Source organism: Corallococcus sp. AB030, from assembly GCF_003668965.1.
Taxonomy (GTDB): domain Bacteria; phylum Myxococcota; class Myxococcia; order Myxococcales; family Myxococcaceae; genus Corallococcus; species Corallococcus exiguus.
Map to the genome: position 1 here is coordinate 1 of NZ_RAWQ01000090.1, position 24,794 is coordinate 24,794.

Here is a 24,794-nt window from a genome sequence, read left to right on the forward strand (position 1 = left end):
ACGGTGGGGTGATGGGCGGTGGACAGGCGCATGTCCCGGAGGGACGGCTTGCGCGCGGGGTAGGCTGTGCCGTCCCATGTCCCTTCCGCCCGGAACGCAGACTTCCTCCCGCCAGCCGTTGGTGGTCACCACGTCGGACCGGGTGGACGCACCGCTCGCACAGCGTGCGCGGAGTGCGGCGGAGGCGGTGGGCGTGCCGTATGTGGAGCGCCACCACAAGCTGCCCCTGAAGAAGCTGCTCACCGACATGGCGGACGCGCTCATTGTCTTCGAGTCCACGGCGGTGTCGCTGGTGGACGCGGAAGGGACGCTGCGCTTCTCACCGGGGCTGGCGCACCTGCGAGTGAAGCAGCTGGACGCGGGCGTGATGGAGGACCAGCTCGTGCGCGTCGCGGGCCTGCGCGAAGGGGAGCGCGTGTTGGACTGCACGCTGGGCCTGGGGGCGGATGCGCAGGTGGCGGCGCGGCTGGTGGGGCCGAGCGGAAGCGTCATCGCGCTGGAGAAGAGTCCGGCGCTGTATCTCCTGGCGCGGCACGGGCTCAAGGGGCTCGAGCGCCACCCGGCCGCCTGCGCGGTGAGCGCGGTGTACGCGGACGCGGCGGAGTTCCTGCGCGGGCTGCCGGACGGCGCGGTCGACGTGGTGCTCTTCGATCCGATGTTCGAGCGCGAGCGCAAGTCCTCCGCCGCGTTCGAAGCGCTGCGCCGCCACGCGGACTACTCGCCGCTGACGCGCGAGACGGTGGACCAAGCCCGGCGCGTGGCACGCCGGGTGGTGGTGTTGAAGGGCTCGCGCTACTCGAAGGACTTCAAGAGGCTGGGCATCACCCCGGAGCCCGCCCGGCCCAACGCCACGGTGTTGTGGGCCCGACTCCCGGGCTCGGGCAATCCCGTGCATCCTGGTGAAGACGGAAGTCCCTGATAGCGTCCCGGGCCGCCGTGAAGCACGACAACCGGGAGCGACACATGAAGACGCTGAAGCGGGGACTGTTGCTGGTGGGCTGCCTGCTGGGGACCGTGGGCTGTGGCGTGGAGGCGCCGGAGGAGGGCGCACCGCTGCAGGAGGACACGCAGGAGGTGTCCGCGCAGGCAGGCTGCATCCCCGGCCAGACGCGCACCATCAAGGTGGGCTGCTGCACGCCCACGCTGGAGCGCCGGCAGAACCAGATCTGCACCAACTCGGCGGGCTCCTGGAGCAACTCCGGCTCCAGCTACTGTGGCGGCTCGACCCTGAACTGCTACGGCGGCTGATCAGGAGGCCCGAGGCATGTTGACCCATCCTGCGCGCAAGCAAGGCTCGCGCAGGGTGGTCCACAAGGGCCGGTAGCTGAAGCGTCGATCCGCGGGAGGCCGCTCTCCGGAGACGAACCGTCCCCATCAGCCCGACAGCTGGACAGGTTGCCCAAGGCCGAGCCCATTACCTCTCTCTCGGCGCGCGCTCCATCAATCTCAGGGGGAGTAGGCCCCGGAGCTGTTGGAGACAGCAGTGCCTCGCTGGCCGGAGCCACGGAGAGGGCTTGCACCTGAGGGCACGGCGCAACCCCGAGCGCCTCGGTGTCCTCGGAGTCCGGTTCAAGGCAACCGGGGCTCCGCTCCTCGACTGAAGGGCGTACCTCCGGCGCGTCCGCCATCTCAGTGGCTGCCACGGGCGCACCAACGAGTCCCTCCTGGGCGCATGGGGCCTCGGGGGACGCAGGCTTCATGGGGACGGGAGCGAAGGCATTCAGCACGCGCTCATCGCGAGCCTTCAGCAGCGCTGGCAGCTCATGCTGAAGTGCCTGCACGTCGCGCTCGTTCAGAATCGCCATCGCGCGGAAGGCACACTCGCGCAGCGCCTCTCCGCCCATGAGCGGCAGCAGTTGGGCGGCTCCTCCCAGGAAGGCCCGCTGCAGGGACTGAACGAGGAGGACGTGCCCGGGACGCGCCGCCACCCGCGCCGCATGCCGCAGCAACTCGAACTCCACCTGCGCGCAGGTTTCCCCTGACTCCCAGCGCGCCGCGTCCTGGAGCTGGTAGCACGTGCTCCCCAGCCGGTCCAGGTCGAGGTCCGAGGCCCTCGCGCAGCAGTCGGCCAGAAGCTCCACCAGCACCTGCCGCTTGAGGCTGAAGTAGCCCTCCAGAAGCCACCGGGCATCCGGGTTGCTCGCGTCATGCAGCGCCAGCCCCAGATTCTCCAGCGTCAGTGACTCATCCAACGCCACCGCGCGCGTCTTGCGTCCGGGGCGCTGCACCACCAGCCCCCGTGCCGCCAGCCGCCGCAGCGCCTCACGGATGGTGCCCCGACACACCTCATAGCGGCGCGCCAGCTTCGCTTCGGAGCCGAATTGTCCGCTCGGGTGCAGACGCCCCAGCGCGATATCGCGCTCGATTTGCGCCTCCACATAGGCCACGAGTCCTCGCCGTTCCATCCCCATTCCCCCTCCTCGTCACAGCATCGCCATCCAACCACAGGGGTCTGACATGGACGTGCGGGCCCACCCTTCTCATTGCCAGCCAGGGGGCACCCTCCGGGCCCGGTCGGAGAAAAACCTGTCCGACTGTCGGACAGGTTTTGAGGCAACCGGTCCCGGGCGGGCGCCTCCGTCCGTTGCCCCAGTTCGGGCGGTTCCGGACCTGGGAGGCTTCAGGTTCGCTTGAATGCGCTGGCGTCGGGCAGGCCGCTGCCGCTCAGGTCCGCGCCCATGGCGGTGAGGACTCCGGAGAAGATGTCCGGCTCGTTGGAGGTCACCTTGCCTGGTTGGCGCTCGCCGGTGCGCGCGTCGAAGCCGTAGGTGAGGGTGGTGTTCGGATCCACGCCTCCCAGCACGGTGTTGCCCTTCACCATGGGCGACAGCAGCAGGAAGCCATTGTTGAGGTCGTGGCCCGAACCGAACTCCGTGGCGCCGGAGGGGCGCGGACGCGTGCGGCCGAACTCCGTGGCCACGTAGATGAGCGTGCGGTCCCACATGGACTCGCCTGAGTTCGCGTCGAATGGCTCCGCCTTGAGCAGCGTGATCAGCGAGTCCACCGTGGACAGGATGCGCGCCCACATGAAGGCCTGTCCGCCCCGGTGGTCGTTGTGGCTGATGTCGAACGCGAGCGGTGGATTGGCGATGCCGTTGGGCCCGCCCACCGCGACGTTGAAGTCCGGCCCCAGCGTCACCGACACGGACACGCGGTACTTGAGCAGCAGGAACGCGAGCGCTGCCTGGCCCTGCACGGGATCCGTGAAGAAGCCGGGGAAGACCTCTCGCAGCCGCGCCCCGTCCGGTGAGCTCTCCAGCCCATACTTCGACAGGGGAATGGATGGCAGGTTCGGCAGGACGTTGAGCTTCGTGATGAGGTCCAGGGCCTCCAGCTTCGGCTGCTGCACGCCGCGCTGTTCGCTCCAGCGCTTCAGCGCGCCGCTGTCCTGGAAGGTGCGGCCGAAGATGGATTTCTGGTCCAGGGCGTCCCGCGTGCTCCGAGCCAGCGCGATGACGTCCTTCGGCGGCGCTCCGGCGATGCCTCGCGAGCCATCCAGGCCCAGGGGCCACAGCGACGGGTTGACCACGGGCTCCCCGAAGCAGGACAGGGGCAGGCTGTCGTCGGTGCCGCGCTCGGCGTAGCCGCCCGTGCCCATGTTGACGTTGGGCAGCGGCATGCCGCCTCCCCACTGGAGCGCGACGGCCTCCTGGAGCGTGCGGCCCCGCCACGCGCCGTTGCCGGTCAGCGAGCGCTTCTGCGCGATGCCGTGATTCACCGACGTGCCCACGGAGGTGGCCACCAGCATCTCGCTCGCGTGCTTCTTCACGAACGCCAACTGGTCGGTGTCGACCGGGATGTTGATGCTGCCCAGGCGCGAGTTGCTGTACTTCACCGCGCGGAAGGGACTGTCCGCCACGCCCTGCACCTGCGCGTCCGGGAAGGTGTTGAACGCGGCGGCGTTGGAGGACTCGGATTGGCGTACCGCGAGGAAGCTGTCCACGATGGACGCGCCCCCAGCCGCCCCGATGACGATGAGGAACTTCGGCTTGCCGTCGAGCGCGTCGCGCTTGCGGCCCAGCTTCTCCAGGGACTCGGGCGTCTGGATCGAGTCCCGGCAGCCGGAGAGGAAGGGCGCGAGCGTGGTGCCCGCCGCGCAGAGTGACAGTGCCCGCAGCATCTCCCGGCGCGACAGCCGGCCCGTGGTCTTGAGGGTCATGGGAGGGGTTCCTCAGTAGAAGACGGCTTCGGCGGAAGAGAAGACGGCGAGACACGCGGCCTGCATCCACGCGACTCCTGGCGTGGCCACACCGGTGGCCTGTACATCGGCGGACAGACGCACCAGCGTGTCCCGCTCGTCCTGGGTCGGGTCTCGCAACCACGCTCGGCGCACCAGGGATGTCACCGCTGTGGCGACAGCCGGGCTCGCTGCGTCCGCCAGCCTGCCGTCCGCGCTGAGGACCACATTCTTGAACACCACCGCGGCGGCGGGCGTGTTCACGTCCAGCGCGATGCGTGCGTTGCAGGCGGAGAGCACGGTGCGCTCCACTGCGATGGGCGTGGTTGCGCCCGTGACGGGGGCGGTTTCGTAGACGCTGTGCTGATAGGGGTCCACGCCGCCCAGCGCTACGCCGTGCACGTTCTGGCAGGGGTACTGACCCAGTTCGTTGCACACGGACGCAGCGGGCAGCTCCAGCGCCTGGGCCAGGTCGAGCGACAGGCGCTCGGGGCCCTTGAAGCGCAGGTTTCCCTTCTGGGACTTGGCGACGCCGCCGTCCCATTCGGGCGTCACGCCGGGGTTCGCGTCCGGTCCCAGGTCGACGGCGGGGGGGAGCTTGTCGGAGCAGCCCGTGAGCAGCAGACAGGTCAACAGCAGGCGTTCAGGGCGCACCGTAGGCCTCCGTGCGGATGAGGTCGTGAAGCATTTTCTGCACGCGGTACGCGTGCGTCGTGCGGAAGGCCTGCCAGGTGCGGACGAACTCCTCGTTCTCTTCTGGCAGGGGCGCGTGGCCGACGAGCAGCTTCCAGTAGTCCGTGACGGTGGAGATGGCGAAGGCGTCGCTGTTGGCGGCGACCCCGGCCCACTCCATGAGGTTGTTCACGGGCTGGCCCAGGATGACGCCCTGTTCGGGCGTGTTCTTCAGCGTGGCCGCTTCGTTGGGGAAGAGCAGCTCCAGCCGGTTGGGGATGTAGCGGTTGGGCAGCCCGCCCAGACCGTTGTAGTTGCGGTATGGATACGACAGCGGGTCCAACGTCGCGTGGCACGCGGCGCACTGGGGCGCCTGGACGCCCTTGGCGTCGTAGTCGCGCGGCTCGTTGGGGACGCTGTGCAGGCCCTCCTGCTTCGCGATGTCCAGGCCCAGGTACGCGCGGTACATCTGCGACGCGGCGTTGCGCGGCAGCGCGGTGAACATGACGAACGAGGTCAGCGTCCACGCGCTCGTCATGTTGCCGGCGCGGCGCGAGGCCTCCACGAACTGGGAGGAGAGGCTGTTGGCGGTGGTGTACGTGGTGGGGTTCGAGCCCGAGCGCTTCACGTAGAAGCTGGCGGTGAGGACGTCGCGAGCGTCGTGGTCGTCCGTCTGGGACCAGGTGAAGAGGGCGTAGTCGTCGTAGTAGTCAGCCAGGGGAATGATGCCTGCGTCCTCGCCGGACTTGATGGAGCCGACGGGGCGGATCTTCGGGTGGGCCACCTTCCAGAGCTGCCCGTGCTTGCCTCGCCAGAAATCGGACTGGAGGCAGCGGTCCAGCTCCTGGTCGATGAAGGCGCGCTGCTTCTCCTCGTTGCCCAGCTCCAGGAAGGTGACCACCTGGGCGTAGGTGGGGGACGTGCCGCAGAAGTCGCTGAGCATGCGGCGGTACGCGAAGCGCGGGTCGTACTGGCAGACCTTGAACTGGGGGTTCTCTCCGCCGCCGCAGACGCCGCTGGGCGGGACGCTGGTGGCGTCACCGGGGAGCGAGCCCTGCTCGACCTCGAACTGGTTGGGGGCGCCGTCGCCGTCGGCGTCCTCCGAGGCGATGGCACGCAGCGCGGCGGGGAGGGCAGCGGCGAAGTCCGCGTCGGAAAGGGGGCGCGGCTTACCAGGGGCGAGGTGCGGCTCCAGCGCGGCGCCGTAGCCGTTCCGCTGGGGCGGAGCCACGTGGCAGTACGTGCAGGCCGGCTGGGTGCCCTGGCATGCGGGCGCGTTGGGGTACTCGGCGCAGAAGGTGCCGGGACCGGTGGGCATGGCCACGGCCTGGGGGGCGAACCCGAGCAGCAGCAGCCCGGGCAGTAGCCATCGGCTCGGTGTTGGGAAGGGGAGGGGCACGCGGGCTCCGGGAACGGTTGCTGTACGGACACCCCAACCCGGAAAATCAGAAAAGGTTTCGGCGATTCGTGGGCGCCCGGCTCACCAGGGCCGCCGCTCGATGAGGTGGCGGGCCTCCAGCGAGGGGGCGAGGAAGGACACGGGCGCACCCGCGACGCGCTCGAGTTCTTCCAGGTGGTGACGGGCCGCGTCGGTGAGCTGGTCGAAGCGCCGTGCGGCCCAGTTGGTCGCAGCCAGGTCGCCCGCGAATATGAGCGCCAGGTCCGTGGGGGCATTGAGGGAAGCAGCCTCGCGCAGCCCCACCCAGTCGAACGCGCGGCCTTCCGAGCTGCACGCCAGGACCACCCGCCGCACCCGCCCCGGCGCGATGCCCGCCGCCTGGATGCAGCCGCTGGCGGAAGGCCCCGCGCATTCGACGAGCACGCGGTGTCCTCGGGCGAAGGCGTCCTCCAGTTCCTCACGTGAGGGCCTCGGGTCTGGCCCGTCTGGTCGAAACAGCACGGCGTAGTGAGGCGCGAGCTGCGCCGTGAGGGGCCGCGTATCCACACCGTCATGGGGCCCCGGGACGATGAGGTCCACGAGCCGTTCGCCGGGCCGCCCATACAGCCCGAGCCGGCTGGCCACCCGCACGAGTACAGCGTCGGGTGGAGTCTTCGCCGTGTCGACCACGAGCTCCGCCAGCGAGGCCAACGCGTGCACCGCACGCTCGGCGGAATGCGCCCAGGCCGCTTCGAAACTGTCTGGCTCCGCGTCGCGCCGGGCCTGCTCCGGTTCCGGCGTCTCCAGGTGGACGTGCACGACGCGGAGCCCTGGGCTTCCGCGCAGGCCGTCCAGCTGCGCCTCGCTGCTCGCGGCATCCACGATGATCAGCCTGGGGGCGTCCAGGCCGTGGCCCCGAAGCGCGGCGAGCACTCCGTCCGCCAGCCAGCGCCCTCCCGTTTCGCGGTCCAGCGCGACGGTCAACTCCTGGCGCGTGCGCCGGGAACCGTCACCGCCATGCTTCCGCAGGAAATCCTTCGAGTGGAGATGCAGCGCGACGAACCGCCGCGCGAGCCCCTGCGCGAGGGTCGTCTTCCCCGCGCCAATGGGCCCCGACACCACCACCACCGTGACCGCCATGGCTTGCTCCTCCCAAGGAGGAACACCCTAGGAACCCGGCCGCGGTGCGAACCATCCCCCGTTGGAGGGAGGCCTCAGCGCTTTTCGGAGACGCGCACCCAGTCCACTTCCATGGTCTGCGGTGCGTTGCGCAGCAGGTCCGCGGTGGCCTGAGGCACGCCAAAGTACGGCTCCTTCGCCTTGTTGACGCCCTCCGGGTAGCCGCCGCCCACCGCGAAGTTGAAGATGATGAAGAGGGGCTTGTCGTAGGCCCACGCGCCGTGGCGCTCCACCTCTTCACGGGTGGACGTCTTCACGCGCTCCCCGTCGATGTACCAGTGGATGGCCTCCGGCGACGACTCCACGCCGTACTCGTGCCAGTCGCTCACCGGCGTGCGCGGAAAGAAGCGGCCGTTGATGGGCGTGTTGCCGCTGTATCCCGGCCCATGCAACGCGACGGACACCCAGTCGCCGTAGCCAACGTTCTCCATGATGTCGAGCTCCCCGCACGCCGGCCACCCCGCCGTGTGGATGTCTCCGCCCAGCATCCAGAACGCCGGCCAGAGCCCCACGCCCACCGGCAGCTTGATGCGCGCCTCGACGCGGCCGTGCTTGAACTCCCGCTTGCCCGCGCTCTCCACCCGGCCCGACGTGAACGGGTATCCGTTGGCCGTCTGCATCCGCGCAGTGAGCTTCAAAGTGCCGCCGCTCACCGACACGTTGTCCGGCGACGTCGTGTACTGCTGCTGCTCGTTGTTCACGTGCACGTCGGTCTGGATGCGCCAGTTGCTCGCGTCCACCTCCGTGCCGTCGAACTCGTCACTCCACACCTGGACCCAGCCGTCCGCCGCGCCCGCCACTGTTCCCGCGCGCTTCGGTGCCCCCGCGCACGCCATCAGCCCCGCCACCAGCGCCCACGCCGTCACCGTCCTGTACGTGCTCGTCGCCATCGTCGTTCCTCGAAAGGGAGCCATCTACTGGAGCGTCCGCCGGTCCACCGGCGCTTCGGGGGGCTCGCCCCGGTACGGCGTGGCCGGAGGCATGAGCAGCGATTCGTGCAGCCGCCCCTCCACGTCCACCGCCACGTCCACCACGGTCTGCCGCACGGGCTCCACGCTGCCGTCCGCGTGCAGGAGCACGCCGCCCCCCTGCGGAATGCCCAACGCCCGCGTGGGCAATCCCATGCGCCGGAGGGCGGCCTTGAGGCCGGGCCACTCGGGCGGCTCGTGCACGCCGATGAGGTAGGGCGCGAGGCCCAGCACCGGGAAGGGCTCGCCTTCGCCGGGCAAATCTTCACACCACGCGCCCAGGCCCAGGTGCATGGCCCCGGCGGACACGCCCATCAGCACCGCGCCGGACTGATGCCGCTCGCGGAGAATCGAGTCCACGCCGTGGGCCTGGAACGCGTTCCATCCCACGCGTGGGTCACCGCCCGCCAGCAGGATGACGTCGGCGTCCTTCAGCCACGCCAGGTCCTCGCCGGACGGCGCGGCCGGGATGCTCCGGCAGCGCGTGAGCCCGATGCCCTCCATGGCCGCGACGAAGATGTCGTAGAACTCCGGCACGTCACCGTTGGACGCGCCCAGGTACGCGGCCTTCACCGGAGGCACACGCAGCTCCGCGCCGGTGAGCACGCGCACGTAGTCCAGGAAGGGACGCCCCTCCACGCGCCAGAACAGCGGAGCGCTGTCAGCCAGCAGGAGGAGGGGCGGAAGCGTCATGCCGTTGAGCCTACCGCCACTGGTAGGCGCGCACCCAGTCCACTTCCATGGTCTGCGGCGCGTTGCGCACCAGGTCCACCGTGGACTGCGGCACGCCGTAGTACGGCGTCGAGGCGCCATTCACACCGAACGGATAGCCGCCACCCACCGCGAGGTTGAGGATGATGAACAGCGGCTTGTCGTAGGCCCACGCGCCGTAGCGCAGCACCTCCGCGCGCGTCGTGGTCTTCACCAGCGCCCCGTCGATGTACCACTTGATGTCCGAGGACGAGTACTCCGTGCGGTACACGTGCCAGTTGCTCACGCTGGACGACGGGTAGAAGCGGCCGTTGATGGGCGTGTTGCCGGAGTAGCCCGGGCCGTGCAGCGCCCCGGACACCCAGTCGCCGTAGCCGACGTTCTCCATGATGTCGAGCTCGCCACACGCGGGCCAGCCCACGGAGTTGATGTCATTGCCCAGCATCCAGAACGCCGGCCACAGGCCCGCGCCGACCGGCATCTTGATGCGCGCCTCGATGCGGCCGTGGCTGAACTCGCGCTTGCCCGCGCTCTCCAGCCGGCCGGAGGTGAACGGGTAGCCGTTGTTCCACTGCAGGCGCGCGGTGAGCTTCAGCGTTCCGTTGCTCACGGAGATGTTGTCGCCGGAGTTCGTGTACTGCTGCTGCTCGCTGTTCACGTGCACCGTTGTGTTGGGCGTCCAGTTGGCCGTGTTGACGCTGTTGCCGTCGAACTCGTCGCTCCAGACCTGCACCCAGCGGTCCTCGCCGCCACCGCCCACGACGCCAAAGGAGAACGACTCCCAGCAGCCGGCCGTGGCGCGGTTGGCGTACAGCGGCGCGCTGGCGCCCAGGTTCGTGTCCGCGGACACGTACTGGCCGGTGCTCTTGGCGCGCAGGCCCACGGAGCCGTCCGCGAAGGGCACCCAGGTGAAGCGCTCCCAGTCACCCACCGCCGTGCGGAAGCCCGTCACCTGACCGCCCGCGTTTGGATCCGCGGACACGTACAGGCCCGTCTCCACCACGCGCAGCGAGATGAAGTCGTTGCCCGCGTCACCCACCTGGAACTGCTCCCACCCCTGCGCGCTGTCACGGTTGGCGACGAGCGGCGCGGTGGTCCCCAGGTTCCGGTCCGCCGACACGAACTTCTGCGTCGTGCACGCCTTCAGCCACACCGTCTGACCCAGCGGCGCCGCCGTGGCGGACTGCTCCCGCTCCGCCACCACCGGCGTCGTCAGCATCCCGTCCTGCGCGGGAGCGGAGCCCCCACCACAGGCCGTCAGCCCCAGCACCGCCGCCAGCGCCCACAGCGTCTTCCCGGCTTTCGTCGCCATCGTCTTCCTCGAAGGTGTGTCCAGCTCCGACAGGGAGCCGGGACCCGCCCCACTTAGACCAGAGCAGGTAAAATGGCTTAACCTTATTTCCATGAAAAAGTTACTTAGTGGGGCCCTGGGTGTCATGCTTGGGACGGCGCTCGCGGGCTTGCCCGGGGCGGTGTTCGCGCAAGGCCGGCCGTCGCTGGTGAACACGCGCATCGGGACGCCGTTCGGGGCGAACGGGCACTCGTCCACGGTGGACGGGCGCATCTTCGTGGGCAACATCGGCGAGGACCACGCGACCACGACGACCACGTGGATTGCCCGTGTGTTCCGTCCGGAGGCGGTGACGTACGACTCGGCGGGCAAGCCGTCGTTCGCGGGCACCTTCTCCGCGGGGAAGACGGTGACCGTGCGCAACGGGGAGAACGCGCTGGCGTTCTGCTTCACCAACCCCGCCCAGCCCTACGCGCTGTCGAGCGGCGTCGCGGTGTACCAGCCGTACCTCTTCGACTCGATGATGTTCAACGGGGACAACGTCTTCCGGCGGCGCACGACGGACATCCGTGTGTCCCAGCCCTTCACGACGGCGGCGGACATTGCATCGTTCAGCACCGGTCCGCTGGAGACGCTGCGCACCGTCACCGGCGCCACGATTCGCGGCATCGAGCCCACGATGACGTCCGACGGCCGGTTGATCATCTACCAGGGCGCGCCCGCGAACACCGGCGGCATCGACCACATGATGTACGCGTACAACCCCACGCCGTGCGCGGCCACGGGCTGGAGCAACCCGCGTCCGCTGTCGATGATGTTCAACGACACGAACGCTGGCGTGAAGCGCTACCCGCTGGCATGGAAGCGGCTGAAGGCGGCCACGGGCGAGGACTTCGGCGACACCACTTCCGGTGCGCTGGTGCGCGGTGCCTACGCGTGGGTGGACCACGAGGGCCGCAACCTCGTCTACATCGCCGTCACGTACACGGACGGCGCGCGACGTGAGGCAGTGAGCCTGGTGGGCGCGGACACGAACTGGACCGCGTACCACATCGACGGGGCCATCAACACGGACCGCATGGACATCGCGCACCTCTTCTATTCGGGGCCCATGTGGAACTTCGAGCAGGAGCGCCTGCCCTCGCAGAGCTTCCCTCCCGGACAGAGCAATGCCGCGCACTACCTGCCGGTGACGAAGACGCATGACGTGCTGGCCCTCTTCGGCAGCAACACCGCCGACTACAACGAGGTGGACCTGGGCGAGTTGATGGACCCCTTCCACCTGCTCTTCCTGCCCATGAACGAGCTCGTCACGCGCGCCGGAGCGTATGACCTCACGCGCACGCCGGACCTGTCCGGCCGCTTCTTCACGGGCACGCTGGTGGGGGGCGCCTCCATCTCGCCGGGCAACGCGCTGACGCGCTCCTCGCCGGACTCGCTGTGGCAGCCGCACGGCAAGGGCAAGGCGCTGGTGGTGCCTGGAGGGAGCGCGCTCGCGGTGAACCTGGCGGATCCGTCCAGCACGGTGCCCGGCGTGGGCGCGTTCGTGCGTGGCCTGTCGGTGGAGTTCGCGGTGCGGCCGGACGCGGACATCCAGCAGGGGTGCACCACCGGCAATCCCTACCGCTACCTGATGCACAAGTCCGGCGGGCTGGACATCATCTACGAGGCCAGCAACCAGCCGCAGTTCTCCCTGGTCGTCAACGGCCAGCGCGTGCGACTGGGCGGCGGCCCGGTGCTGCCCGTGGGGCAGTGGAGCCACCTGGCCTATACGTGGGACGGCACCACCGGCGTCTTCCAGGAGTACCTCAACGGCGTGCCCACGAACCGCGCGCTGCCTGTCGCTCCGGGGACGGCCCGGCTGGGCACGGGGACGCTCTACATCGGCGCGGGCGCGAACCTGGACACGCAGCGCTGCCCGGCGAACGGCGAGGGCTCGTTCCGGGGCGCCATCGACGAGGTGCGCATCTTCACGCACGCGCGCTCCAACCGGAGCATCTGCATGACCGCGCACGGCGCCAACTGCCGCGAAGAGGCCATCCAGCACACGCCCTCCGCGGGTCAGTTCGTGATGAGCGCCCAGGCTCCGGCGTGCAATGGCACCAGCGCGTTGAACTCGGCGGCGTGCCTGTCCGCGATGCACCGGGCCTGCGCGCAGCGGGGCGCGGGCGACGCCATGGCGAGCAGCACCAACACCTGGGACACCATCATGCAGCTCGTCAGCAACCGTCCGCCCATCTCGCTGGCGGGCGTGCCGGTGACGTCCACGGCCACGGACCTGACGGTGGCGTGCGCGCCCATCCAGCAGGAAAGCGTGGCCGTGACGTTCGAGGAGTTGACGCGCATCCACGCGGGCTGCACCGACGAGCGCGGCGTGACGAGCACCCACTGCACCGCCGCCGCGCACCGCTTCTGCAACAGCCAGGGCTGGACGACAGGGCAGGTGTTCGAGGTCACGTCCCGGCCGTGGGTGGGCTGCTTCAACTCCGGGCTCCGGACAGATGTGGAGAAGTCCGCGCTGGGGCCGGTGTCCAACCTGGGCGACTACACCGCCCCGGTTTCGCGCCTGGAGGTGAGCCTGTGGTGCCGCACGCAGGGCTACGGGGCGGGCGTCGTCCAGGAGATTCCCAGCGCCACCAAGGCCCACGTGCACTGCTTCCAGCCGGCCGTGACGGCGTCGTGGCGGTACCTGCCGTAAGGCATTGCGTGGCCTGACGACGGCCCCCGGGGTTTGGAATCAGACAGGCTTTGCTGCCATGGTGCGCCTGTTTGATTCCAATTCCTTGCAGGGGGGCTGTCATGTCAGCGGTGCGCGGCGGTGGTCGGAACCGTTTCGTCCTGGGGCTGGTGTTGTGTCTGGGTTGGCTTTCGGGCTGCGCGGGCCCGGTGGCTCCGGCTCCGGCGGAGGAGGCCGCGGACCCGGGCGTGGCGCGGGCCGCCGTGACGGCGCCCACGTGGACGGTGGTGCGGGCCGGCCGGCTGCACTCGCTGGGGCTCCAGGCGGATGGCACCGTGTGGGCCTGGGGGCGCAACCGGTATGGCCAGCTGGGGAACAACACCACCACGGACCGACTGGCGCCCGTGAAGGTGACGGGGCTCACCGGCGTGGTGGTGGACATCGCCGCGGGCAATGAGCACTCGCTGGCCGTGAAGTCAGACGGCACCGTGTGGGCCTGGGGGCTCAACGACCTGGGACAGCTGGGGGACAACTCCACCACCCAGCGCCTCAAGCCCGTGAAGGTGACGGGGCTCACCGGCGTGGCGGCGGTGGCCGCGGGCTACCGGTATTCGCTGGCGTTGAAGACAGACGGCACGGTGTGGGCCTGGGGTGACAATGCTTCCGGCAAGCTGGGGGATGGCACCCGGGTCCGCAAGCTCACGCCGGTGCAGGTGGTGGGCCTGACGGGCGTGGCGGGTGTGTCCGCGGGGTATGGACACGCCCTGGCCTTCAAGACGGACGGCACCGTCTGGGGTTGGGGCAGCAACAGCTTGGGCGAGCTGGGGGATGGCACGAACTACTACGAGCGGCTGACCCCCGTGCAGACGTCTGGCCTCACCGGCGTGGTGGCGCTGGCGGCGCGCAGCAGCCGGTCCTTCGCGCTCAAGTCGGACGGCACGGTCTGGGCGTGGGGCTCGAACTTCGGCGGTGAGCTGGGGGATGGCACCACCGTGAACCGGCTGTCCGCCGTGCAGCTGCCCGGCTTCACGAACGCCGTCGCGCTGGGCTCGGGCGATGGCGCGAACCTGGTGGCCACGGCGGATGGCACCGTCTGGAGCTGGGGCTACAACAGCCGGGGCGAGCTGGGCGATGGCACCACCACGTCCCGGATGACGCCTGCGCCGGTGCTGGCGCTGACCGGCTCCGTGTCCCTGTCCAGCGGCCAGGAGCATGCCCTCGCGGTGAAGGCGAACGGCTCACTGTGGGCGTGGGGCGGCAACCTCACGGGCCAGCTGGGCGATGGTTTCCCCGAGAAGTACGTGAGCCGGACCGCGTCGCTCCTCACGGGGGCGAAGGCCGTGGCGGGCGGGGACTTCTTCTCCGTGGGTGTGAAGCCCGACGGAACGGTGTGGACCTGGGGCCGGAACGAGAAGGGCCAGCTGGGCGACGGCACGACGCAGAACCATTGGGCTCCCGCGCAGGTGCCGGGGCTCGGGTCCGTGGCGGCTGTCTTCGCGCGAGGCTCGACCGCGCTGGCGTTGAAGACGGACGGCACCGTGTGGGCCTGGGGCGACAACGCGAGCGGACAGCTGGGCGACGGCACGACGGTGTCCCGCGCCTCGCCCGCGCAGGTGCCCGGGCTGACGGACGTGACCGAGCTGGCCGCGGGGGAAGGCTTCGTGCTGGCCCGCCGGACGGACGGCACGGTGTGGGCCTGGGGGAGCAATGGCTCTGGGACGCTGGGAGATGGCACCACCACGAGCCGCGCGACGCCCCTGGCCGTTCCTGGCCTCACGGACGTTCGGGCCGTCGCGGCGGGCGGCGGCTTCTCGGTGGCGCTCAAGACGGACGGCGCCGTGTGGACCTGGGGCAGCAACGGCCTGGGACAGCTGGGCGACGGCTCGAACTCGAATTGGCCGCCTCGGACCACGCCGGGCCTGGTGCCCGGGCTCGGGGACGTCACCTCCGTGGCCGCGGGCAACAGCCACGGCGTGGCGCTCAAGACGGATGGCACGGTGTGGGCGTGGGGCGACAACTCCCGGGGACAGCTGGGCGATGGCAGTGGCTCCATGGGGCGCTCGCCGGTGAAGGCCCTGGGCTTCACGGGCGGCACGGCCATCGCCGCGGGGAGCGCGCACACGATTGCGCTCCAGTCCGACGGCACGGTGTGGGCGTGGGGCTACAACGGCAACGGCCAACTGGGAGACGGCTTCACCGATGATCAGCTCGCGCCCGCCCAGGTGCCGGGCATCATCGACGCGACGGCCATCGCGGCGGGCACCTACCACTCGTTCGCGCGCCGCGCCTCCGGGGCTGTGTGGGCGTGGGGCCTCAATGGCGAAGGACAGTTGGGCACCGGCAACGCGGGCTATCGCGTGGTGCCCCACCAGGTGTCACCCACGCCCTGAGCGTCAGGACCTTGGAGGCTCCCGCTGAAGTGGACCCAGCGGGGGCCTTCAGCGGCGGGAGGCGATGGCGCTCGCGCGGACCGCGTCCACGAGGTCCGCGTTGGTGAACGCCTTCCCCGCGATGCCCCAGCCGCCGTCCACGGCTTCGTGGAACAGCACCCAGGTGCGCTCGCGGATGTCCGCGTCGTCGGCCAGCTCGTGCACGATGTCGGTGAGGCCCGCGGCGATGCCCGAGCGCTGCTCCTGGCTCAGCGACTTCGCGGGCGTGAGCACCTGGATGCGGACCACGCCCGCACCCTTGCCGCCGGACGTGGTCCGCCTCCGCGGCAACACGTTCAGGAACGCGCCGGTGTTCGCGACCGCGTAGGGGATGCCCGACACCTTCTCCCATTGGAGGAGGCAGTCCGTCGCCCGCTTCAGCAGCACGGCCTCGTTCGCGGGGGAGAAGAGTCCGTCGGAAGCGGTGATGTCGATCATCGGCATGGGCGGGGGTCCTCGTTCACTATGACGGTTGTCATAGTCGTGCCCCAGAACTAATTAAGACGCTCGTCATAGTCAATGGGGACCGATGGCCCGGCGAACGGAGAAGCAGGAGGAGGCGGCTGCGGTCGCGTCCGAAAGGACCCCGCGGGAGCGGATGGTGTACGCGGCCGCCGCGCTCCTCAGCGAGCGGGGCCTGGCGGGCACGTCGTTCTCGGAGGTCATCGAGCGCAGTGGTGCGCCCCGGGGTTCCATCTACCACCACTTCCCGGATGGGAAGGACGCGCTCGCGGCGGAGGCCATCGCGCTGGTGGGAGAGCGCGTGCTCACGGCATTGCGAGAAGGTGAGGGCGCGACCCCGGCGCAGGTGGTGCAGCGCTTCTTCGAGGCCTGGCGCAAGGTGCTGGTGAAGACCGACTGTCAGGCGGGCTGCGCCATCGCGGCGGTGGCGAACGAGCGGCTCGCGCACCCGGAGCTGGGCGCGCGCGCGGCGAAGGTCTTCATTTCCTGGGAGCGCGAGCTGGAGGCGCGGCTCGCCACGGCGGGATTGCCGAAGGCGAAGGCGGCCAGCGCGGCGTCCCTCATCCTGGCCTCGGTGGAGGGCGCGTTGATCCTCTGCCGCGCCCGCAGAGACATCGCGCCGTTCGACGCCATCCGCGACGCGCTGGTGTCCTTCGTGGACGCCTGACGCCCGGCTTCAGGTGTGGTGGAGGAGGGTCTCGAAGACCATCAGGTTGAGCCCCACGCCCACCAGCCCCACCACCGCCACGGCCAGCAGCGCGGTGGACACGCGGCGCCGGAAGGACGCCTCCTTCGCCATGCTCCGGATGAGCGGGATGTTCACCACGATGCTGGTGAGGCTGGAGAGGATGACGCCGTTGACGCCCGTGACCGCGGAAATCTCGTTGTGGCTGATGAGCGTGGCGGCCGAGGCGATGGACGACGCGCTCGACAGGAAGCCCCCCAGGATGCTGACGAAGTAGAAGCTCCCGGACCCGAAGTTGCGCTGCGCCAGCGCGCCCGCGACGTTGAGCGCCAGGAACACGCCGCCGAACTTGAGGGCCGCCATCAGGCGGAAGGGCGACTCCAACGCCAGGCGGGGCGTGCCCTCCGTGGACGCCTGCACGGGAGAGCGGCGCCACAGCACCGCGCTCACCAGCAGCATGAACGTGAACGGGATGGCGCAGTGCACGGCGGCCTGCGAGGCGAAGATGATGACGATGAGGCCATTGCGCAGCAGCATCGCGACGGTGGCCAGGAGGATGCCCCGGTAGGCGGAAGGAAGCAGCGGCGCGCCCACCTCCTTCAGGCGCGTGGCCAGCTCCACGATGACCTTGCGGCTGTTCACCAGCCCGCCGAAGAACGCGGTGACCTCCATGCCCTTGGGCCCCAGCGTCTTCATGAGCATGTAGTTCACGAAGCCCACCGCCGCGATGATGATGACGCTGGCCCAGTTGGACTGGGGCTCGATGAGGCCCCATGGGTCCACCGGATGCGCGGGCAGCACGGGGAACACGACGAACGTCAGCACCGCGAGCAGGACGGCGGAGCGCAGCTCCTTGTCCGACAATCCGCCCACGAAGCCCACGATGGACTGCTTCCATGCGAGCAGCGCCGTCGTCAGCACGCCCACGACGATGGGCGTGAACGTGTGGCCCATGCCGCACAGGATGCCGCAGAAGGCCACCACCATCAGGGCGGTGGACGTGGTGAGCGCCAGGCGCTGGTGGAGCATCAGCTCCCGGACGTTCATCAGCAGCACCAGCAGCGTGACGAAGCCCGCGGACACCAACGCGAAGGACTGACCGGTGAGCCCGCCCAGACAGCCCATCAGCGCGGTGAGCGCGAACGTGCGCACGCCCGTCTTGCGGCTGTGCTCTCGCTCCAGGCCAATGAAGAGGCCAATGGCGATGGCCAGCCCCACCCGGGTCATCACGGGCGCCATGGGCCATTGCGACGCCTGGGCAATGAGGGGGGGCAGCTCTGCGGGTGCATCCATGGGGCGCTCCAGTCTCTCAGGCCTCACGGCCAGCGAAGACGACTGGACCGCGCGCCCCGGTGCCTGCGGGAGCGACCCTTCCTAATGTCGGAGACGATGGTTCCTGTCAACGCATCCGCCCGGCGAGCACGCGAGGTGCTCGCGAGGGGGCGGCCGCCTGCCGGACGCCAGGCGCTAGATGCGCTCGATGATGGTGGCGATGCCCTGGCCGCCACCGATGCACATGGTGATGAGCGCCGTCTGCTTGCCCGTTCGCTCCAGCTCATCCAGGGCGGTGCCCAGGAGCATCGCGCCCGTGGCGCCCAGCGGGTGGCCCAGCGCGATGGAGCCGCCGTTGACGTTCACCCGGTCCGGGTCGATGCCCAGCGCGCGCGTCGTCTGGAGGACCACGGCGGCGAAGGCCTCATTGATTTCCCACAGGTCGATGTCGCCGGCCTTCATCCCGGCCATGCGCAGGGCCTTCTCGCTCACAGGGGCGGGGGCGGTGAGCATGAGGAGCGGCTCGGTGCCCAGCGTCGCCATGGCGCGGATGCGGGCGCGGGGCTTGAGCCCCTTCTCCTTCACGTAGCGCTCGGACGCCAACGCCACCACGGCGGCCCCGTCCACGATGCCGCTGGAGTTGCCCGCGGTGTGCACGTGCTGGATGCGCTTCGCCTGCGGATACGCGGCAAGCGCGATGCCATCCAGCGTCTCGCCGTTCGGGCCCACGGCCGTCCCGCCCATGGCGACGAACGCGGGCTTGAGCGCGGCCAGGCCCTGCGCGGTGGTGTCCGGGCGAGGGTACTCGTCGCGCTCCAGCAGCACGGCGCCGGTGGCCGGGTCCTTCACGGCGAAGAGGGCCTTGGCGAAGCGGTTCTCCTCGATGGCGCGGGCCGCCTGTCGCTGCGAGCGCAGGGCCCACGCGTCCACGTCCTCGCGGGTGATGCCCTCCAACGTCGCGATGAGGTCCGCGCTGATGCCCTGGGGCACCTGGTAGACGCGCTCGCGCAGCCGCACGTTGCCGCCGTCCTGGCCGCCGCCGTCCGCGCCCAGCGACAGGTGCGACATGCTCTCCACGCCGCCCGTCACCACGAAGTCCATGGCACCGGAGGCGACACCCATGGCGCCGAAGTTCACCGCCTGGAGCCCGGAGCCGCAGAAGCGGTTGAGCGACACGGCGGACACCTCCTGCGGCCACCCCGCCGCGAGCACCGCGTTGCGAGCGATGTTCGCGCCCTGCTCATTCACCTGCGACACGCACCCCGCGATGACGTCGCCCACCTCCCGAGCATCCCAGCCGCCGCGCCGCTGGAGCGCGTTCAGCGTCTGGGCGAGCAGCTCCTGAGGATGCAGTCCGGTCAGGGCCCCCTTGCCCATCTTTCCGCGCCCACGCGGGGTCCGGACGGCGTCGATGATGTAGCTGGCGGTCATGTGCGGCTCCTTTGATTTCGAATGTAATATTATCAGCGTAATTTGTAAGTCAAGGCGACCTGGGGTGGGAGCCCACGGGGGGGCGTGCAACTTCTGGAGCCCTGGACGCCAGGGGCGACAGTGTTGATGAGCTGGAAGTCCACGGCGACCGGGGCAGACAGCGCGGCAGGAGGCTCGCTACAAGGCCATGAGCGTCCCGACCTCCCCGGGCGCGTGCGGCACACCTTGGGGAGTCGGCGGATACCTTGACGCCTCCACAGCGGCTGGTCCTGGGAATCGCCGTGCTCGCCTCGCTCGTCACGTTCCTGGACGGGGCGATCATCAACGTCGCGCTGCCCGCGATGGTGCGGGACCTGGGCGGTGGGCTCAGCCTCCAGCAGTGGGTGGTGGATGCCTACCTCATCACGCTGGGCTCGCTGATGCTGGCCGCGGGATCACTGTCGGATGTGTTCGGGCGCAAGCGCATCCTGCGGTTGGGGCTGTTGGGCTTCGGGGCCACATCGCTCCTGTGCGCGGTGGCTCCGACGGGCGCGGTGCTCATCCTCGCGCGTGCGTTGCAGGGGGCCACGGGCGCGCTCCTGGTGCCGGGCTCGCTGGCGCTCATCCTGTCCTTCTTCTCCGGCCCCGAACAGGCGAAGGCCATTGGCGCGTGGACCGGCTGGACGGGCGGGGCGTTCATCGCGGGGCCGCTGGTCGGCGGACTGCTGGTGGACACGGTGGGCTGGCGTTGGATCTTCGCCATCAACGTGCTGCCCATCGGGCTGACGCTGGCGCTGCTGGCGCGCATGGAGGAGCCCACCCGCCCGGAAGGCGCGCGCATCGACGTGTTGGGGGCCGTGCTCGCGTGCGTGGGATTGGGCGGTCCCGTCTACGCGCTGATTGAGCAGGGGACGGTGGGCTGGACGCATCCCACGGTGCTGGCGTCGTTGGGCGTGGGCGTGCCGGCGTTCATCGCGTTCCTCTGGCAGGAGCGGCGGTCGCCACACCCGATGATGCCCCTGGGCCTCTTCCGAGTGCGGAACTTCTGGGTGGGCAACCTGGCCACGACGTTCATCTACGGAGCGCTGGCGCTGAGCCAGTTCCTCATCACGCTGTTCCTCCAGCAGGTGGGAGGCTTTCGCGCGACGATGGCGGGGCTGGTGCTGCTGCCGACGACGATCATCATGTTGCTGCTGTCGTCGACGTTCGGTGGGCTCGCGGGCCGGTTCGGGCCGCGCCTGTTCATGGCGGTGGGCCCGTGTGTCGCGGGCGCCGGGTTCCTGCTCATGCTTCGCGTCGGCACGCCGCTGGACTTCTGGACGCAGATGCTGCCGGGCGTGCTGGTGTTCGGGCTGGGGCTGACGACGACGGTGGCGCCGTTGACGGCGGCGGTGCTCGGGTCCGTGCACAAGGCGCAGGCGGGCATCGGCTCGGCCATCAACAACGCCATCGCCCGGGTCGCGGGGCTCATCGCCATCGCGTTCGCGGGGCTCATCGTGGGCCCTCGACTGGACGTCGCGGGCTTCCACCGGGCGATGCTCGTCTCCGCCGTACTGCTGGTGCTGGGCGGAGTCACCTCCGCCCTGGGCATCCGCAATCCTTCGCGGGAGGCCTGAGCGCGTCAGTCCTCGGAAGGCTGGAGGGAGAAGTACACGGCTTCGGTCCCCAGGTTGAAGGTGTCCCCGTCCGCGATCTTCTGGCGCTTGATGCGCTGGTGGTTGATCCAGGTCCCGTTGGACGAGCCCAGGTCCTCGATGAAGTAGTCAGCGCCATCGCGCACGACGATGGCGTGCTCTCGGGAGACCCTGCCGGACTTCACGACGAGGCTGCACTGCGGGCCGCGTCCCAGCGTGAAGCGCTCCACGTCCACCCGCGTGGCGGGACCATCCGGGCTCAGCCGCACGAACAGGTCCATGCGCGCGGGGGCCCGTGCGGCGGGCTTGCGGCCCCGGTTGGACTCCGGGGGCGCGTCGTCCTCGGGCTCGGAGGGACGGAGCACACGGCCCTGCTTGCGGGCGGCGGGGGCCTTCGCGGCCGGAGGCGCCACGAAGGGCAGGTCCTGCTCCTCGGATTCGTTGGAGCCCGAGTCCTGCTCTTCGTCCTCGGCGGGCGCGTCGGCCTGCTCGGCATCTTCGCCGGATGCGGCTGCTTGTGCGGCGGCCTCATCGTCCGCGTCGTCTTTCTCGGAGCCCGTGGCCTCCTCTCCCGTCTTGGCCTCTTCGGGCTCGGAGTCGTCGTCCTCGTCGGCGCCGGGGCGTTCCTCGGAGCCGATCGCCGCTGCGATGTCGGCCGCGGATGCGTCGTCGTCCTCGGAGGACTGCGACTCGTCATCGTCGTCCGAGCCCGCGGCGGCCGCCGCCTCGGATGCGCTCTCGTCGTCCGAGGATTCGTCAGCCGCGTCGTCGTCAGGCTCCTCGTCGTCCGAGTCCTCTTCCTCGGACTCCTCGTCATCCGAAGATTCGTCGTCGGACTCCTCGTCATCCGAAGATTCGTCGTCGGACTCCTCATCGTCCGAAGATTCGTCGTCGGACTCCTCGTCGTCCGAGGATTCGTCAGCCGCTTCGTCGTCGGACTCCTCGTCGTCTGAGTCCTCATCGGAGTCGGATTCTTCCTCCTCGTCCGCCGCCTCCTCCTCCTCGTCGGACGCCACCGGCACGTCTCGGGGCTGCGAGACCGCATCCACCGCCGCGAGGACCTCCTGCATGCGCGCCCGCGCGTGAGCGGCCTCGTCCACGGAGGACTGTGCCTTCACGGGTTCGGACACCGCTGCCGCGGCAGGAGCGGCGGCCACGGTCTCCTTCGCGGGGACGACGGCAGCCGCAGGGGCAGCAACAGCCGCGGGGACAACGGCAGCCGCGGGGACAGCGACAGCCGCGGGGACAGCAACAGCCACGGGGCGCTCCGCCACACGCACCACGGGCTCAGGGGCACGGGCCGCCGGAGCCCGCACGGGCTCACCCGCGTCCGTCGCCCCGAGCGCCACGGGCGTGGGCGCCACGTACCCGTTCTGTCTCGCGAGCATGAACAGCGCCTGCGCGACCAGGGCATTCCGGTCCACGCCCAGGTCGTGGCTCATCTGCTCCAGCGCCCGCCACAGGGGCTCCGCGACCTCGATGGTTTCACGAATCCGATTCATGCCTAGCTGCCCCTCAGATTGCTCTGCCACGGAGAGACATTGTCCGGGTCATTGAGCCAATAGAACATCGCTTGCGTCTCCGCGTACTGCCGCTCCGCGATGGACACTAGGTTCGGGTGCAGGTCGCCCAGCGCCACGCCTTCGAAGAGGAATCCCTGGCCGGGCTTCGTCGCGCTGGAATTGCCCCGGAACTTGCGGTCCCGGCTCTGCCACAGTCGCTGCGAGGCCTGTCCCGCGGCCTGTCCGTAACCCGCCGGCGGCGCGATGCGCGTGGGCATCTTGAACGTCGTCTCGCCGCACGACCACAGCAGCCACGACAGCGCGCTCCAGTCCCCGCGCAGCATCAGCGTCAGGTCCGCGAACCCCATCTCCAGGTTGAGCGTCTCGTCGATCTCCACCTGCTCGTCCTCGCCCAACTCCATCTCTTCCTGCTTCAGCTCCACGGGCCCATCACCCAGCAGGCCCGACAGGTCCGGCGGCAGCCAGGACACCGCCGCGCCGGGCTTGTACCGCTGGAGCAGCGCGCCGCGAATCGCCTGGAGCCGCGTGGCGTACTTGCGCACCAACTGCTGGATGGCCTCCAGGGACTGTGCGGGCTTCTCCGGCAGGCTGTCGTAGGTGCAGCTCGGAGGCTCCTGTCCCGCCCAGAAGTCGAACCGGGGGAACAACGCCCGCGCGTACGTGGCCAGGAACCGGGCGGTGTCCGGCTCCGCTTCCGCGAGCCCCTCCGCGTCCTTCTGCACCTGATCCGCCACGCCCAGGTTCAACAGGATGAGGCCGCGCGTGAACAGGTACGCCTTGCGCTCCGGCGCGAGCAGCATCGCCGCGTGCAGGAAGTCCAGCGCCGCGCGAGGCCGGTCCGTCTGGTCCAGCAGCACCGCGTAGCCCCGCAGCAGCGTGGCCGCTTCACCGCCGCGCATGAGCGCGTCCGCCATGGGGGCCCACGCCTGTCCCGCATTCCCCACCACGCTGTCCGCGACCTGTCGAGCCGAGTCCTGTGTGCGCGGCAGCGTCAGCTCCTCCAGGCCTTGCTTCAGCGGCTGGACGTCCAGCGACGTGGCGCACGCCCGTGCCGTGGCCAGCAGGGCCTCGCGGTAGCGCCGGTCCGCGCGGGCCTCCTTCGCCAGCTCGCGCCAGCCTTCCGCGCTCCGGGGGAGGTTGGAGAACACCGGCGAGCGCGCCAGCGTCTGCTCATCCATGGCCAGGCCCAGGTCTCGCTTGAGCACCACCGCCCGCTGCGCGTCCATCAGGGCCCACTCGCCGCACGCGAAGTCGCCCTCCGCCCGGCCCTCCTCGAAGTGGACGCGGAAGTCCGCGTAGGTGTCCTCCGCGCGCGACCAGTAGCGCCCGTGCCGCCGTCCGTTGTCGAACTCGGCCTCCCAGAGCAGCTGTCCCTGCGCGTCCCAGAAGCGGGTGAGGCCGTGGCGCTCGCGGTCCGCGTTGAGCGTGACCTTGGCCCACTGGTTGAGGTCCTCGCGCAGCTCCGCGTCCTCGGGCAGGTGGGCCGGACGGGTGGGGTAGGGCTCGCCGGTGGAGGGCACCACGCGCTGGCCATCGCCGTTGAAGTGCTCCACCTGCCGCACGGTGCCGCGGTCGTAGTGCATCACCGTCTTGCGCACGCGCTCGCTCACGCCGCCTTCGTGCATGCGCTCGGAGGTGAAGCCGTCGGAGGCAATCCAGGTGCGGGGGCCGTGGAGCTGGCCCTGCTCGAAGGCGCCCTCCTGGGACACCGCGCCGTCCTCGTGGAATCGCCTGAATGGGCCGTGCGGATTGCCCTGCACCATGATGCATTCGTTGCAGAGGGTGCCGTCGGCGCGCCAGTACCGCCACGTGCCGTGCGGCCGGCCCTTGGCGTCCTTCGGGCCGAAGGACCACTCCTCGTCGCCGTCGTCCCAGATGGCGCCTTCGGGGACTCCGGTGGGGAGCTCGCCCGCCTCGGTCCGCTCGCGGTTCGTCTTGCGGCGCTCCTCCTCGGAGACGTCCACGGCTCGCAGCGCGACCAGCAGCCGGTCCAGCGCCTCGGGGGACAGCGCCTCGGAGACGCGGCGGACCTCCAGCCCGTCCTTGAACGCGACGAGGGTGGGGTACGCGTCGATGCCCAGCGGCTCGGCCACGGCTTCGTGGGCCTCCGCGTCGAGCCGGGCGAAGGTGATGTCCGGGAACCGCGCGGCGGCCTCGGAGAAGACCGGAGCGAACTCATGGCAGGGTTCACACCACGGCGCCCAGAAGTCCACGACGCACATGCCGGGCTTCTGGGTGACTGCTTCGAAACCCTCCGGGGTCAATTCGACCGGTACGCCTGCCAACGGGAACTCCTGCTCAAGGGGAGGGGCAGATAAGAGGGGCG

At 70.0% G+C, this 24,794-nt stretch carries 19 protein-coding genes; 6 read left to right on the top strand and 13 right to left on the bottom strand.

Annotated features, from left to right (window positions below; all coding sequences use genetic code 11):
* Positions 1-76: 76 nt before the first annotated feature.
* Both D7Y15_RS21465 and D7Y15_RS21470 read left to right on the top strand, forming a co-directional pair.
* On the top strand, positions 77-919 hold the full coding sequence (locus D7Y15_RS21465) for a class I SAM-dependent methyltransferase (RefSeq protein ID WP_120576973.1): 843 nt from the start codon (positions 77-79) through the stop codon (positions 917-919).
* 44 nt (positions 920-963) lie between these two features.
* Positions 964-1,248, top strand: coding sequence for a hypothetical protein (locus tag D7Y15_RS21470; RefSeq protein ID WP_126932750.1), 285 nt, complete (start codon positions 964-966; stop codon positions 1,246-1,248).
* Here the strand turns inward: D7Y15_RS21470 and D7Y15_RS21475 are convergent.
* The 8 genes from D7Y15_RS21475 to D7Y15_RS21510 all read right to left on the bottom strand — a co-directional run bounded on the left by D7Y15_RS21475 (position 1,236) and on the right by D7Y15_RS21510 (position 10,397).
* Positions 1,236-2,411 (bottom strand): FadR/GntR family transcriptional regulator, encoded by a 1,176-nt coding sequence (locus D7Y15_RS21475; RefSeq protein WP_233605041.1) that lies wholly within the window; start codon positions 2,409-2,411, stop codon positions 1,236-1,238. The genes D7Y15_RS21470 and D7Y15_RS21475 overlap by 13 nt on opposite strands.
* A gap of 209 nt (positions 2,412-2,620) precedes the next feature.
* On the bottom strand, positions 2,621-4,159 hold the full coding sequence (locus D7Y15_RS21480) for a hypothetical protein (protein ID WP_121753760.1): 1,539 nt from the start codon (positions 4,157-4,159) through the stop codon (positions 2,621-2,623).
* A gap of 12 nt (positions 4,160-4,171) precedes the next feature.
* On the bottom strand, positions 4,172-4,831 hold the full coding sequence (locus D7Y15_RS21485; RefSeq protein ID WP_233605042.1) for a hypothetical protein: 660 nt from the start codon (positions 4,829-4,831) through the stop codon (positions 4,172-4,174).
* Positions 4,821-6,248 carry a hypothetical protein gene (locus D7Y15_RS21490; protein WP_121753761.1) on the bottom strand — a complete coding sequence of 476 codons (1,428 nt, stop codon included), beginning with the start codon at positions 6,246-6,248 and terminating at the stop codon, positions 4,821-4,823. The genes D7Y15_RS21485 and D7Y15_RS21490 overlap by 11 nt, the downstream gene beginning before the upstream one ends.
* Before the next feature lie 81 nt (positions 6,249-6,329).
* On the bottom strand, positions 6,330-7,367 hold the full coding sequence (locus tag D7Y15_RS21495) for an AAA family ATPase (protein WP_121753762.1): 1,038 nt from the start codon (positions 7,365-7,367) through the stop codon (positions 6,330-6,332).
* 74 nt (positions 7,368-7,441) lie between these two features.
* Positions 7,442-8,296 carry a family 16 glycosylhydrolase gene (locus D7Y15_RS21500; protein WP_121753763.1) on the bottom strand — a complete coding sequence of 285 codons (855 nt, stop codon included), beginning with the start codon at positions 8,294-8,296 and terminating at the stop codon, positions 7,442-7,444.
* A gap of 24 nt (positions 8,297-8,320) precedes the next feature.
* Positions 8,321-9,067, bottom strand: a complete 747-nt coding sequence (locus D7Y15_RS21505; protein WP_158629086.1) for a Type 1 glutamine amidotransferase-like domain-containing protein — start codon at positions 9,065-9,067, stop codon at positions 8,321-8,323.
* A 10-nt stretch (positions 9,068-9,077) separates the two neighbouring features.
* The gene (locus D7Y15_RS21510) at positions 9,078-10,397 is read right to left on the bottom strand and encodes a family 16 glycosylhydrolase (RefSeq protein ID WP_121753765.1); all 1,320 of its coding nucleotides are present in this window, start codon (positions 10,395-10,397) and stop codon (positions 9,078-9,080) included.
* Positions 10,398-10,521: 124 nt separating this feature from the next.
* Here D7Y15_RS21510 and D7Y15_RS21515 point away from each other — a divergent pair, with 124 nt between their 5' ends.
* Together D7Y15_RS21515 and D7Y15_RS21520 are read left to right on the top strand one after the other, a co-directional pair.
* Positions 10,522-13,074, top strand: a complete 2,553-nt coding sequence (locus tag D7Y15_RS21515; RefSeq protein WP_233605043.1) for a LamG domain-containing protein — start codon at positions 10,522-10,524, stop codon at positions 13,072-13,074.
* Between the two features lie 101 nt (positions 13,075-13,175).
* Entirely contained in the window at positions 13,176-15,443 is a 2,268-nt protein-coding gene (locus tag D7Y15_RS21520; RefSeq protein ID WP_304988684.1) for an RCC1 repeat-containing protein, read from the top strand.
* A gap of 48 nt (positions 15,444-15,491) precedes the next feature.
* On the opposite strand, the gene D7Y15_RS21525 is transcribed toward D7Y15_RS21520, so the two are convergent.
* Positions 15,492-15,926, bottom strand: a complete 435-nt coding sequence (locus D7Y15_RS21525) for a tautomerase family protein (RefSeq protein ID WP_121753767.1) — start codon at positions 15,924-15,926, stop codon at positions 15,492-15,494.
* Positions 15,927-16,011: 85 nt separating this feature from the next.
* Here D7Y15_RS21525 and D7Y15_RS21530 point away from each other — a divergent pair, with 85 nt between their 5' ends.
* Positions 16,012-16,611 (top strand): TetR/AcrR family transcriptional regulator, encoded by a 600-nt coding sequence (locus D7Y15_RS21530; RefSeq protein ID WP_233605044.1) that lies wholly within the window; start codon positions 16,012-16,014, stop codon positions 16,609-16,611.
* Between the two features lie 9 nt (positions 16,612-16,620).
* Here the strand turns inward: D7Y15_RS21530 and D7Y15_RS21535 are convergent, their stop codons facing one another.
* Entirely contained in the window at positions 16,621-17,922 is a 1,302-nt protein-coding gene (locus D7Y15_RS21535; RefSeq protein ID WP_120576984.1) for an MgtC/SapB family protein, read from the bottom strand.
* Between the two features lie 174 nt (positions 17,923-18,096).
* The gene (locus D7Y15_RS21540) at positions 18,097-19,332 is read right to left on the bottom strand and encodes an acetyl-CoA C-acetyltransferase (RefSeq protein WP_121753768.1); all 1,236 of its coding nucleotides are present in this window, start codon (positions 19,330-19,332) and stop codon (positions 18,097-18,099) included.
* A gap of 245 nt (positions 19,333-19,577) precedes the next feature.
* On the opposite strand from D7Y15_RS21540, the gene D7Y15_RS21545 reads away from it, so the two are divergent.
* Entirely contained in the window at positions 19,578-20,927 is a 1,350-nt protein-coding gene (locus tag D7Y15_RS21545) for an MFS transporter (protein ID WP_233596998.1), read from the top strand.
* A gap of 5 nt (positions 20,928-20,932) precedes the next feature.
* Here D7Y15_RS21545 and D7Y15_RS21550 read toward each other — a convergent pair whose 3' ends face one another.
* Positions 20,933-22,447, bottom strand: coding sequence for an FHA domain-containing protein (locus D7Y15_RS21550; protein WP_121753769.1), 1,515 nt, complete (start codon positions 22,445-22,447; stop codon positions 20,933-20,935).
* A gap of 2 nt (positions 22,448-22,449) precedes the next feature.
* Entirely contained in the window at positions 22,450-24,753 is a 2,304-nt protein-coding gene (locus tag D7Y15_RS21555) for a thioredoxin family protein (RefSeq protein ID WP_121753770.1), read from the bottom strand.
* Positions 24,754-24,794: the final 41 nt, after the last annotated feature.